The sequence below is a fragment of the Nostoc flagelliforme FACHB-838 genome (assembly GCF_014698065.1).
Taxonomy (GTDB): Bacteria; Cyanobacteriota; Cyanobacteriia; order Cyanobacteriales; family Nostocaceae; genus Nostoc; species Nostoc flagelliforme_B.
Genome location: NZ_JACJSI010000172.1, coordinates 1 through 12,858, shown reverse-complemented (window position 1 = coordinate 12,858; position 12,858 = coordinate 1). Strand labels below are relative to the sequence as shown.

The 12,858-nt window shown below is 40.6% G+C and carries 9 protein-coding genes and 1 pseudogene; 3 read left to right on the top strand and 7 right to left on the bottom strand.

Translation table 11 applies throughout. The annotated features are described in order from the left end of the window. Positions 1 to 99 precede the first annotated feature (99 nt). The 7 genes and pseudogenes from H6G97_RS35405 to mobV all read right to left on the bottom strand — a co-directional run bounded on the left by H6G97_RS35405 (position 100) and on the right by mobV (position 9,340). Complete coding sequence (locus tag H6G97_RS35405; RefSeq protein WP_190945155.1) at positions 100 to 885, bottom strand: hypothetical protein; 786 nt, start codon at positions 883 to 885, stop codon at positions 100 to 102. An 18-nt stretch (positions 886 to 903) separates the two neighbouring features. Continuing rightward, positions 904 to 3,703: pseudogene (locus tag H6G97_RS35400) on the bottom strand (hypothetical protein). Between the two features lie 273 nt (positions 3,704 to 3,976). After that, positions 3,977 to 4,255, bottom strand: a complete 279-nt coding sequence (locus tag H6G97_RS35395) for a hypothetical protein (protein ID WP_190945153.1) — start codon at positions 4,253 to 4,255, stop codon at positions 3,977 to 3,979. 97 nt (positions 4,256 to 4,352) lie between these two features. Then, positions 4,353 to 4,967, bottom strand: coding sequence for a hypothetical protein (locus H6G97_RS35390; protein WP_242055711.1), 615 nt, complete (start codon positions 4,965 to 4,967; stop codon positions 4,353 to 4,355). 93 nt (positions 4,968 to 5,060) lie between these two features. After that, positions 5,061 to 5,576, bottom strand: a complete 516-nt coding sequence (locus tag H6G97_RS35385) for a DUF192 domain-containing protein (protein ID WP_190945151.1) — start codon at positions 5,574 to 5,576, stop codon at positions 5,061 to 5,063. 4 nt (positions 5,577 to 5,580) lie between these two features. After that, a complete protein-coding gene (locus tag H6G97_RS35380; protein WP_242055709.1) occupies positions 5,581 to 7,131 on the bottom strand; it encodes an ATP-binding protein in 1,551 nt (516 codons plus the stop codon). A gap of 490 nt (positions 7,132 to 7,621) precedes the next feature. Next, the gene (gene mobV, locus H6G97_RS35375) at positions 7,622 to 9,340 is read right to left on the bottom strand and encodes a MobV family relaxase (protein WP_190945149.1); all 1,719 of its coding nucleotides are present in this window, start codon (positions 9,338 to 9,340) and stop codon (positions 7,622 to 7,624) included. 491 nt (positions 9,341 to 9,831) lie between these two features. On the opposite strand from mobV, the gene H6G97_RS35370 reads away from it, so the two are divergent. The 3 genes from H6G97_RS35370 (at position 9,832) to H6G97_RS35360 (ending at position 12,470) form a co-directional block, all read left to right on the top strand. Next, the gene (locus tag H6G97_RS35370; RefSeq protein WP_190945147.1) at positions 9,832 to 10,395 is read left to right on the top strand and encodes a hypothetical protein; all 564 of its coding nucleotides are present in this window, start codon (positions 9,832 to 9,834) and stop codon (positions 10,393 to 10,395) included. A gap of 215 nt (positions 10,396 to 10,610) precedes the next feature. Continuing rightward, complete coding sequence (locus H6G97_RS35365) at positions 10,611 to 11,858, top strand: ParM/StbA family protein (RefSeq protein WP_190945145.1); 1,248 nt, start codon at positions 10,611 to 10,613, stop codon at positions 11,856 to 11,858. A gap of 216 nt (positions 11,859 to 12,074) precedes the next feature. Next, entirely contained in the window at positions 12,075 to 12,470 is a 396-nt protein-coding gene (locus H6G97_RS35360; protein ID WP_190945144.1) for a hypothetical protein, read from the top strand. The last annotated feature ends 388 nt before the right edge of the window (positions 12,471 to 12,858 follow it).

The following is a 12,858-nucleotide window of genomic DNA, read 5'->3' as shown; positions in this document are numbered from 1 at the left end:
GGAAATAATCGTAAAATGATTTACTAGCAATCTTTTTGAGATATCTCATCAAGATGATTTGTCGTGTAATTACGTATGCTAATTGTAAATAAAATTACTTCATACACAAATGTAAGTTTTAGCGATCGCTGGTTTTTGATCCGACCTCACAAAATCGCGTTGCTCCCGTGAGTAAGTAGGATCGAGTACAGACATAGCAGCAACTTCGAGATTGAGAGAAATTAATCCTTCTTGTTGAATGTCTTCTTTTTGGCGATTTGCTGTTAATTGTTCTGCAATTTGGGTCAGCATCATATTAGACTGTGCGGTATCAGAGCGTGATTGCAATGAATCAGTGCGCTGTTGTGCCAGCATCGAAACCACCAGACCATTTTGGGCTGCTATTACTTTTAAAATATTCTGTGAGGCATTCATCTCTTGTGCAAGATGTCCCAGGTTTGAAGCATCTTGAGCCGTTTGCGTAGTTTGATCAATTTTGTTGACAGTATCTTGCTGACCTTGTTGCCCTAACACACCAGAAACTGATGCTTTAGTAATTTCTCGCTGCAAGTCTTGTGCTTGCGTTGATGCTCTTGCCCAGTCAGAGTCCGATGCTAACGATGCTTTCAGACGCTGACCACTTTCAACTGGATCTGGCGCACCCATCATACCAGTAGCACCATTAATTGCGGAATTAGCATCCTCTTGGGCTGCTGCCCATAAATTATTAATTTTATCTGAAGCTATATTGCTAATTTGGCTCATTTCGCTCTGAATCTGACTCCTAATTGAAGCCAAAAAAGTATTTAGGTCTAGTGATATTCCATAACTCGGTGCAGTAATTAATAGAGTCGTAACTCCACTAGATATAATGACGGCTAGACTAATCCTTTTAAGTCGCTTCATACTGAGATACTCCCTTTTTTAAATTGATGTGATTACCAAAGTTTTAGAATTTAAACTCCTAAGTAATTCTTGGGCTGTTGAAGATAATGGCTCTCCTCGAATCATTTTGATATAATCTTCAGAAAACATGACTTGTCCTAGTATTGGATTATCTTGATATTTTTTCAAGAATAAAATTCGTAATTCTTGCTCCGAAGGATTATTAGCGACTGCGGCCAATAAGCAGTACGCTGGGTAATAACGACAGAATGTAAGTTTGCCTGAATCATCCAATAACCACTGTGAGTAAATGCCGGATTTTGTTGGATAGAAAGCCTCTGTACTATTGTTTTGGATGATTTCATAAGAGTATTTAAATCTATCAACAAAAGGATCTACCGCCGATGATTGAATTCTCCCGATCCAGAAGTGTTGTAATATTGGCGAAGATTTTCGCTGCGGCTTTGCTTTGGTAAATACTTTCTGGTTCTTGAGCCGAAAGAATCACCCGTATCCCTGCTTTTGCACCATTGGCACAAAGCCTTCCTATTAACTCGGCTAACGCATCGAATTGGAATAAAATCGGCGCTTCATCCAAGAAGAAAATACTAGCTTTGGAAGACAAAGCACGTCGTAGGGCTGCGGCATAAGCTGATAAAGCTAAAATCGCTGCATCTGCCTCACTTGATAAATTCCGCAGCGCAAATACTAGCAACTTAGCATCAGTTCGGAAAGTTGAGGGACGACTGATTGATTCTCCAACTCTTGTTGAGAGCCAGTACTTTAATCTCAATCTGATTTGCTCCAAGGCTGATAAAATTTCCTGGCTATTGCTGGCTATGGAATCTATCTTCAGAAATGCTGGTGAACAATAATTCAAAAAATCTTGTAATGTGGGAGTTTCCAACCAAGCTTTAGTGCCAACTCCTGCGGCTAATGCCAACTTATACCGGATTTTGATTTCATCATCATTAAAAAATGTTTTCAAGGCTAGGGCAATGATTGATTCAATATTAGTAATCATGGAAGGGCTAACGCCAATCACGCTAGTTCCAATCACCATTGTGATTAACACTGATTTCAAGAATTCCTTAAAATCATTTAATCTTTCATTAATGGTTTCTTGATCCATCCCCCTTAAATTAGGTAACTCAAACAAATTATTCGACTCTTTGGAAATATCAAAGTATGCACCATCTTTACCTAACAAATTGGTGTAATCACTAAATGTCGATGTCCCGTCTGGTTTGGGATAATCTAACGCTACTACTGGGATATCTTGGGCTAGTGCAGGTGTTAAAATTCCTGCCACCAGTACTGATTTCCCGGAACGAGTTGCACCAAAAACTGCTATATTTTTATGTTGTTTGTACAAATCCAGGTGTACTGGCGTACCCCCCTCTTCGGCAATCAACTCAAAGCCTGCCCGATCTCCTGTAGCTGTACGAATCAAAGGCATCAGCCCTGGTGCTTCGGAACTGAAGTAAGGTAATCTGCGGTTAAAAGGTTTTGCCAGCAGTGGTTCCCAAACAAACGGACAACACTGAAGCCATGTTTTCCATGCATATTCTTTTTCTCGATCTACTGCTGCTGGTCTTAAAAAGTAGGAAGCTAAATATTTGCAAGCCTCATTGAGTTCTCGTGTTGATTTTCTATGGACAAGAAAAGCTACTCCGGTATAAACGACAACGCTTCCTTTGTAAATGGTTCGTTGCGCTTCTACAGATTCTTCAATATTGATTCCAGCTTTAACATCGATGTTTCCTTTATTTGTTGATAAGGCAGTCGATGTAATTGACTGTTTAGTAAGGCGTTGTAAATTAGTTTTGGTAATTGCCTGATTAGCTTTAGTGATTTGACAGATAATTTCTGTATCTGAGATACTTTCTTTGGAAATTAATTCCCAAAGGTATCGTAATTGAGAGCGTTCATCTATCCAGCCCCCCGGCTTTTGGCTAAAGTTCATCACCCCAATATATTTATCTTGAATCTTTACCCATTGCCGATCTAAGAATGGAACAGATTCTTCATTTTCCAACAGATGATGCCGAATGTGAAAATCGCTTGTTTGAGTTTCTACCAATCCTTGGGTTTGACTAATGACTAAGGGATTAGGAATCGCTGTTGGTGATGTCAGATTAAATTGATGCCATAAGACTTTCCAAATATCTTCAGCGCTCAAAACTCTGATCCCTAGTTTCATTTTGTTACTTAGCAACGATTCCCACTGCAAAAACCCATCACTAAATGAATTCCTGAGAATATTTTCAATCCTTCTATTGTTAAAAGCATGAATTTCTCCGGTGAATTTAAACCAAACTTTCTCTAATTTTCTGATTGCCGATTCTACGATGTCTTGGCTTCTCTCTGACTCAGCTAATGTTGTATAGGTACACCATAATCTTAAAAACTTGTTCTTCCTGACTCCAGATTTGGTTAGTTCTTTGATTCGTAACCTCTCGCTCCTAATTAATAATTTTAATTGCTCAATATCACAATTAGTTTCGATAGACTCTAATTCTGATTGTCTGGAATAATCGTCTGTAAAGGAACCTAAATGTATGGTTAATGACTCTCCTGATGGGATCTCTTTTAAACCTGCCTCTATGCTCTCAAATATTGGGAGAATTTGCTCCGAGGCTAAGTTAGAATGAATTCCTACACAGTCAAAACAGAATTTGATTTGAATCGATTCCCCATTTTTCAGAATTAATGCTCCTATCCCTTTTCTCCCTCCCAAAGCAACATCGCAAACCCCAGCTAAATGGATAATATCTTCAAAGGGTGTGAGAGTTTTTACTACATTAATTTGCTCGGTTTCTAATCTTTGTTTCTTGATCTTATCTGTCTACTTTGTTGTCATAACTTTAATAATTCGTAATGGGCTGCGCCCCGCTACGCTAACGTAATTAATAGTTCGTAGTTTGTAATTCGTGGTTAGTAATACTTTGGCTGCGCTCAACTCTTGGAGAGGCTGCGCCCTAAGCGTAGCTATGCCGCAGGCTTTACGACTATGAAGAAGGACAAGCTCAGTACAAGTTCGTAATTCGTAATTAAAGAGGAACAAAGCATCCTTGTTCATCAATGTAAATATAAAAATGTGTAGCATCAATTACGAATTATGTCGTTTGTATCCTCTGGTAATCCGAGGCACTGCCACAAACTTGCCAAAAAATTCTTGATTTGATGAAAGTAACCACCATGTTGCCCATCCCCAAGCTATGCTTAATCCTGTGCCTAACCAGCTTGTTTTCAACATATAGTTGAAAATGAATACATTTAATATTGCTATAACTGACCAAGGGAAAATCTGATCGGCGGGAAATGGGCCTAATCGGGGTCTATCTCCTAAAATTCTATTTACACTTCTAAATTTATTTTCATCTCTCATCTTCTTTTAGTACTTGTTAATATGAAGCATTTCTTGAATTAAGGCACTTTTTCTCATTCAAGAAATGCTGCGACTAAATAGGTGTTGCCTTTAACAGTTATGCTCCAGTAATTAAACCAGTAACTAAGTCTCCCACAAAAACTGAAAGTACTATAATTAATGGAGTCCTGGCTAATGTCTGCCAATCTTCATCGTTTCGGGCTGCTTGAACAATTCTTACCAAACTGATACCTACATAGAGTAGGAATAGACCCCTCAATACGTTGAAGAACAATTCTATAACTGCTTGTGTTTGCCCGTTACCAGCATTGCCAAAAGCACCAGTCATCCAGGTTTGAGCATTGTTAAAAAACTGTGCTTCGGCTGGGGAAGAAGCAAAATCTAACAAAAATACTACCGATAGAAATGCAAACAATATTGCATATAAATTCACCCCCCATTTCCGTTGTAGCTTTTCAAAATTTGTTAATAATGCCTGTGTTTGTTTTGGAATTGCAACTGCTATTGCGACTGCAATCATCAATCCTCCAAGCATTATGTTGTGGACTGACATCTCCAGAATCATTAATGCTCCCGTTACTCCCATCAGCCCAATTGTGCTACCTTCAATAACTTTCTTTTTTCTTGATGGTAGGGCTGCTGTTTGTCTTGTCCCAGAGGTTGTTGTGTTGGAATTTTCGTAGTCAGATATTTGCATAATTTGCGAGTTCATGAAATCTTATCCACATTATTCACAACTCACTTTCAAACTCCTACAGACTCTAGTACAAAAAAAACTAGTTCTTTTGGCTACAGAGAATATTTGTTACAATTTCTTAGGTATAGGCTCTATTACTAATTTCTGCCCAACTTGAATATTACTAGCACCCGCTTTTAGCTCTAAAACCTGTGTCGCAGTGACACCGTAATAAATTGGGCAAGGATTTTTCATACATGGTGGTGCATTGTGAATTATGGTTGTCACCACATTATTTTTAAGGTATATGATGTCTAACGGCACTTTTACTTGGTACATCCAAAACGGTACATGATTATACTCTCGACCCAAGTTAAACAACATTCCGCGATCGCTCTCTAGATTATTTCTCCATTTGAGTCCTTTCTCTAGTTCTTGTGTTTTATTTGCCGCTTCTAAATAAAAGGTCTGGTTATTGTGAGTAAGCTTATACTGAATCGGCAATTTTTGGGGACGAGTTTCGATATAAGATACTACTGCTGTGAACAAGATTACTGACACCCCAGCTAGTGGCCCAGCGATGTTTAGCAGCTTAAAGCCAGCAGCATACCAATCGATTTTTGACTGAGATTTCAGCATTTGCATAAAATTAACTACCAAAAATATCGATATCGCCCAGACTATATATTGATGAATCCACCGGACTAGATGGTAGTCCTTGCAAATCTGCCTTATTACGCATACTTTCTATTCGGTCAGCTTCACGTATTGCCAGAGGATTTACGCTTTTTCTTGATTCTAATAGTGCAGTTAGGGTAATTTGTAATGGCGGCAAATCCTCTAGTGCTGGAGTTTCTTCATCAAAGGATTGACAAAATATTGAGAATGCTGCCCTTTCGACGATTGCCTCAATTTCTGCACCAACACAGCGATGTGTTACCTTCAATAATCTTTGCCATTCTTCTGGGGTAAAGGCATCTCCACCATCAGCAAAGCGCTTGTCAAATCTTGCTAGGTGAATCTTAAATATAGAATGTCTTTCGCCGTTGTTTGGTAAGTCTATTTTGAATATCTCATCAAACCGTCCACTTCTGGTTAACTCTGGTGGTAGCCATTGGATATTATTGGCTGAAGCGATTATCAGTACATCACTTGTTCTTTCCTGCATCCAGGTTAACAACATCCCCGCGAGTCTTCGTGATAAATCATCGTCACCAGCAAATCCCTTGTCAAAGTCATCCAGGTATAATATTATACGATTAATTCGGTCTATTAGTGCCAATAACTGTTTGAGCTTGTATTCCGCCATATTTCCATAGCTGCGGAAATTACCCCACTCCACGATTACTAAGGGTAATCCCAGTATTTGAGAACAAGCCTTAGCGGAGTGAGATTTACCTGTTCCGGGTGGGCCAATCAATAAAACACCTTTTGGTAGGCGCAAGTTGTAAGACTTCGCTAACGGTGTCAGGAGGCGCTTGTATCCCTTAAATGCTGACTGCATTAACTCTAGTCCCCCGACAGGAATTGTCATTGGTTGCAGAAATTCTACATTGTAAACTCGTTTGAGCAACTCAATTTTATAAGCAGAAACTTTTTTGACTAATTCACTGTTGTCAAAAATAGGGTGTTGGGGGTAGGGTGTTGGGTGTAGTGAAGACGGGGCTTGTACGAAGATGGTTGTTGGAGCTTTCTCTACACCCCACACCCCACACCCCACACCCTGCCCCAAAGGGGCTTTGTCAATTGCTAGGGCAGTTTTTACCCCTGTTTCAATATCTGCCAAATACATCCCTACACAAGTATTCGCTATTTGATTGATTTGGACTAGTGTAATTGAGTCGGGTAATATTTGTGCCAGATAATCGTTAATTTCCTCAACTGTGGGTAGCTCTTGGGTAATTGTGGGTATTAGACCAGCTATATCTGACTTGAGGCTTGCGTTTGACCCCAGCAACAAAGCTGTTTTACAGGAGTTATGGTTGTAAAGCTTAATGTTAATCAGCGCTGACTTAATCCATTCTGCTGTCAGGAAGGAATCTGCATCCGTCGCTCCTTGTCCAAGCCACGGATATATCCCTTCCAGGATCAAAATCCCTTGTAACTGGGTTGTCTTCCAAAACCGCAAAATCTCAAAGGAATCTTCGCGTACAACTTTAAAAGCGATTCTGTTGTATTCTTGAATTTCTGAGAATGCCAATCCCCAATCACTATTGTTAATTGGTATAGTTTGTCATCCTCTAACATCCAAAGATAACAATTAATACCACTATTAATGCATTTTTGAGTTAGGTTTTTGAGTAAGCCTATCCTCTCTTGCAATGGGGATTCCACTGCTATTAAAGGATTGTTTTGTTCGTAAAGAGAAAATATTCTTTCTATCAGTTGTGAACTCATAGGTAAATTATTGAGCATCAAACTGATAATAAAGGCTGACTCACTTTTTACTCACAGCCTGAAGTCCCTAATTTTCTCATACTTCTGTCCATTGTTTTCATAAAGCGCGTTTCCTATTTCTAGTAGTCTGCCAACCCAAAAATGCGCTTGTGAGGACTAGGGAAAGGGAAAAGGGGACTGGTTTTGGGATTTAAACCCTTTCCCCCTGCCCCTTATCCCCACTTCCCCTTTAAAGAGCCAAGTTTTTTTGGCAAACTACTAGCCTTTCATTCGCACTCAAGCAGCGTGAGCCATTAAAGACTTAGATCCGCCTCTGACTCACGCTGCGGTTGTTGGTGCGGCGACTTTTCAAGCAACAGATCCTGGTTCCAAGAGAGTGCTTTGGGTCTTGAGCGTCTAGCATGGGGCAGTAATTTCTTAACAGCTAGTGCGGTGGCTTCCCCGAATTCATCAGAGTTGAACGCCGTTTTAATTTGAGAAATATCCTCTAATCGCTCTACTGGTGTACTTTTGGGATCAGCAAGTGCCATGTACAGTGTTCGCTGTTTTGGTATTGACCCAGTTTTGGAATATTCCAACATTGCGTATGAGAAAGCATCAATCGTTGAGGAACAAAGTACCACTTTTTCTACTTTGGTCGTTCCTCGCTCCCCCAACTGGAAATGGAACCAACTGTTTGTGCGATCGCTTCCAATGGCCAAACCCTTAAATTCACTCCCTTCAAGGTAAGCCCCTTTTACTTGATGGTTTAAATCTCGCATTACAAACACTGCATTTTGCTCCTTGTCAGCGTAAATCAACCCCGATTGGTGAAATCCGTGTACAAAGTTTGATGGCAATCCCCAGAAGTGAGTCAAGTAATCATGTACTGCAAGCCACTTGCTTTTATCCTCAACTGGTGGGACAAACTTGGGGGCTGGCTCGGTTTGAAGAATATCTGCTGTTTGTTTTTTGACTGCGGCGATCGCTGCTCGTTCTGCCCCCGATTCCCCAAATCTGTCATTGAGCCACGCCAAACCCTGTCGCAAATTGTAATTGTTGACTTGAATCACCAAATCTATCGCCCCGCCCCCCTTTTCTACTCCTGGGGAGGCAGACTGAAATTTATCCCCATTTATATCAATGATGTGGCCATGACCCACCCAAGAGTTAGATTGACAGGGTTCAAAGTCTAAACCTAACTCCCAAGCCACATCTTCCAAGGCTAATTCACGCAATTGTTGAGTCTGTTTAGCTAATTCCTTTTTCTCTTTCTCTAATTGAGCAATGCGTTGTTGAAGCAGTTCATTAGCTTGAGCCAGTTCTCTAGCTGTTGCTTCCATTTGTTGAAGTTGACGGGCTGCCCTGTCTCGATCTGCGGCTTTGGCTTTGATTTGCTCCAAATTTAACTCTGATACTTCCAGGTTCCGTCCCGTTTCTACTATCCGGTAAAAATCCTTTATATCCTCGTGTTTGGCTCTGGAACCCTTCAACCCCCTCTCCAAGCCAATCAGCCGCATCGTTTCATAGTAGGAGTCCTGAAATGCCTGGATTTTTTGCCGCCCATTGAAAAAGTGATTACACCGTAGCTGACCCCGGTCATCCACTGGCACAAAGTAAGCATGAATATGTGGCGTGGCTTCATCTAAATGTAATTCTGCCCTGACTATCCGCGAACCGTATTCCTCAGACAACCATTGGTGCGTCGCTTCTAGCCAAACATCTAATTTATTTTGCTCATAATACCCTGCCTGGGTTGGACATGAGGCACGGAAGTAACTTGGCGATGCACTCAGTAACATCTCGACGCAGTAAACACCGTCAGTCCTTATCTTCCTGTGTTGCGGAGCCTCATTTATCTTTGCCATCACCAAATCTTCTAACCTTGATTCGGGATCGCTGCTGCCTATAAACCTAATATTCTCTACCGACAAATCAGCGTTCGGTGTTTCCCTTTCACGAGATGTGTGAGACGCGCTACTCCCTATATCCTTCTGCTTTATTTTTTTTAAACGAGCGATCGCATACGCCATTCCCGCCCACCTTTTTTTCTCTCGTCAACAATATTTCACGCAATAACTAAAATTATTTTTTAGACTTACTGAGTATTTGTACTCAAACTTAAAAATGGCATTTTTCTCAAATCAAGAATAGCCTAAATAATCATACTAGGTACGTTTATTTTAAGTGCGGCTACAGGCTAATTTTGACCAAACTTTACACCCGTCAAACACCTGTTAAACACCTGTCAAATGACAGTCGTAGAGAAAATCAAAAATCAACTACCTCGTTCCTCTATAGCAGTCATTCAACAGGTGCTTGACAGGTGTAGAGTAGCCCTAGACCTGTCAAACAACAGTCGCAATAAAATGTATAGTACTCTACATTTTATTGTTTTAAAATAAGAGGAGTGCTAATCATTATTGGCGATTATAATACAATCTATTAGTGCCAAGAAATTGAACAGATTTAAAAGTCACTAAGGCATATTTAATTCTTGCGAAAAGGGTCAGCAGGAATTTATGTGACCTATGCTAGAAAATTTTCACTTTTAAACATGGATGAAATAAAGCAAGTAATAGTTTCGATTAAGCGTGGGACTGATACTGGAGATGGCAAAGTATTTAGTTATTTACAATCGAATCCTTTTCAGTTAGGAAGCTTATCAGAAATAGTGATATCGACTATCAAAGCCTACTGGCTACCTTTTGTGATGCATTCTGTAGGAGTGCGTGACGAGGAATTAAGACGAATAGCAATCTGGTCAATCAAACAATTAGAAGGTCAGGCATCTCTTATCCGCGAGGTTTTTGGGATTTCACCTCAAATGAGTACTGTTGTTCAACTGATGAATACCACTGCTGACTACCCAGGTGCTATCCCAGATCAGGGCGGCTCATTCGATAAGACAGAACAAGTTAATTCTCAAGAGCCTGACTCAACGACTGCACTATCTATATCTAATGATGTTGAAGTTAGAGAAGAAATTTTGCTCCCAGATGAAGAAGATTATGACTACGAGAACGATTTAATAGCCGTAGAAATAACAGAGGAGATGAAAAGGGCTAGTAAATTATTTGGGGTTTAGTCGAATAGTACGTTTGATTTCGATAAATCTATAAGGATGAGAGGGGTAGGGAGCAGGTATTGGGGTGCAGTAAAACAATATCGGTTCTCTACACCCAATACCCTACCCCCTATACTCAGCCTTGATAAGGGTTGTAGTATTTCCCGTGAAAAGTCAGACATTCTTCATCCTTAATACCATGCAACCCCTACACATTCAGCCCTTTGAGGTAATTCATGAATAAACCGAATCCAAATCCTGAACCTGCTGTTAATACTCCTAAAATCGTTATCTCAGCTGACATTGGTGGCAGTGAGACAAAAGCGATCGCTCAGATTTATCCTTCAGGTGTGCCAATAGTATTAGCGATGCCACCTGAAATCGCTGATGTCTCTAAAACTTCTGTGGCGCGTTTCGTCCCAAACTCATATAACACCAGTATTTGGGTCGGAATGGGCGATGAGTATTATGTTTTGGGTGCATTGGCAAAAAGTGTTTTTGCTGGGACTTCTGCACTGCGAGATTTAAAATCTCATTATGCTTTACCAAAACTGGCTGCTTTGTTGTGGTTAGCTTGCCGTCAGTTTCAGTTCGATACCAATAATATTGATGCCTTTATCCAAGTATTGATGCCACCAGGAGAAATTAGTAATGCTCATAATCTCGGTAAAAAGTTAGGGCAATCACTCAACCGGGGAATTGTAACTCCCACCAACAAATTAAAAGGTAAGCTGCGTAATTTTCATGTTGCCCCGGAAGGCAGTGGGATTATGATATACCGCAGTCGCACTCTGGCTGGATCATATACGCAAAAGAATATCGGTTTGCTGATGCTTGGCTACCGGAACGCTAGTTTCGTTCTCAGCCAAAAAGGTAATCCGGCTTTGGCTGAAACTACTGATTTAGGTATGAATTGGTTAGTACAGCAATTTGTCCAACGCACTGCTGTTGGCTTGTCCAAAGAAGATGAACATTTAGTGACTGCAATCATTGCTGCTGGTAAGGGCAACTTTGCTCCTCTACGTTCTTTGTCCCGCCAAGCCACACCCGAAGGTGTATCTGCCGACTTAAAATTATTTCAAAACATTCTCCCTGAAGTTCGCTCTGATTACTGTCGCGCTCTTGTACGCTGGATACGAAACATCCCTTCACTTGATGAAATTCTCATTTGTGGTGGCACTGCTGATTTTGTCAAGAAGGAGTTAACTGACCATTTTCAAAATGAAGGTATACCTATTGTTTGGAATGGCGGGGTACAATTTCCCACCCCTCTTGATACTAAGGGTCTTGGTGAGCGCGTCGCTGATGTCTGGACGGCACATATTACTTATATATTGATGTTAGACAAGAACTTTGCTTACGACCGCAAACAAGATTTAGTCCCTGACCCCAATAAACCACGACCATCTATCCCTACCTCTGGTCTTGCCCAACTGCGTGAATACGCCAAAAATCGTTACGGCGACAAGCCTTTGAACAGTTGAAGAATTTGACTTCTTGGTATTTGTGGGGTACAGGGAAGAATGAAATTTTCCCTTTAACAGAATTTGGGGGTTTAAGTCCCCTGTCTCTATAGGCTGCACGTTTTGATGCCTAATTAAAATCCCCGTTACAAAACGTAATTGCGAATGGGCGAAAAAGCGAATTGCGAATTGGTTTAACCTTTCACCAACATCTTACAGCTACAATTTATACCTATTATGAATAACGACCAAGTTTACGCTCAACAGCTAGCCCAATTTGCTGCGTCTCAAAGTTTTGATGAACGTTCAGTGGAATTTTTCGATGACGTTTGGCAAGAAGCTGGAGTTAAAGACATCACCAAAATGACTACTGCTGATGCTGAGTCTGTATTGCAAGTCTTGGGCGAGAGTGAAGCATCACCAGAATTTACTAAAGCTTTACTAGCCCAAGCCATAACAGCAGGAATGCCTAAACACGTTGCAGGATATATCTTGGAGAGCGATCGCACACTTGCACAAGAAATCTTCAATGACGGCACAAGTCCCTTCCAATCAAATCAATCATCAGTAGTTGGCTCGAAACAAAACCAGTTTCAATCCTCTACTGAAGAAGACATGGAAATCCAAATTTAGCCAAAAGTACGATTTTTTTGTAGACTCCTGGTTATTGATTTTTTAGAAATAAAAGACCTAAACTTTGGCTTATTAGTTAGCGTTTCCACATGCTCTAGAGGTGTAGTTCTTATAAAAGAGGATCAGGGGGAAAGGATAAGGGGGAAAGGGATGGAATTTCCCCTGACCCAGTACCCTTTAACATTTTCTCTGATTCCAAATATTTGTTCTACACCTTTTTCCAACTTTGAACTAAAGCTATGACATTAAAGTTACCAACCCACAACAACGTTACAGGGAGCATCCACTTTTGGCAGAAAGACTCAAATAGCTAATAAACCATTGAGATAAGCACAACGAATAGAGAGGATGTGATTAACACTATCAACATTCCACTGTGCGCCAGAAA

Excerpts from the sequence above, each read along its gene's own strand:
- H6G97_RS35390 (WP_242055711.1), bottom strand. The coding sequence starts at position 4,967 with ATGAACTCGCAAATTATGCAAATATCTGACTACGAAAATTCCAACACA.
- H6G97_RS35395 (WP_190945153.1), bottom strand. The coding sequence starts at position 4,255 with ATGAGAGATGAAAATAAATTTAGAAGTGTAAATAGAATTTTAGGAGAT.
- mobV (WP_190945149.1), bottom strand. The coding sequence starts at position 9,340 with ATGGCGTATGCGATCGCTCGTTTAAAAAAAATAAAGCAGAAGGATATA.
- H6G97_RS35365 (WP_190945145.1), top strand. The coding sequence starts at position 10,611 with ATGAATAAACCGAATCCAAATCCTGAACCTGCTGTTAATACTCCTAAA.
- H6G97_RS35385 (WP_190945151.1), bottom strand. The coding sequence starts at position 5,576 with ATGCAAATGCTGAAATCTCAGTCAAAAATCGATTGGTATGCTGCTGGC.
- H6G97_RS35360 (WP_190945144.1), top strand. The coding sequence starts at position 12,075 with ATGAATAACGACCAAGTTTACGCTCAACAGCTAGCCCAATTTGCTGCG.
- H6G97_RS35405 (WP_190945155.1), bottom strand. The coding sequence starts at position 885 with ATGAAGCGACTTAAAAGGATTAGTCTAGCCGTCATTATATCTAGTGGA.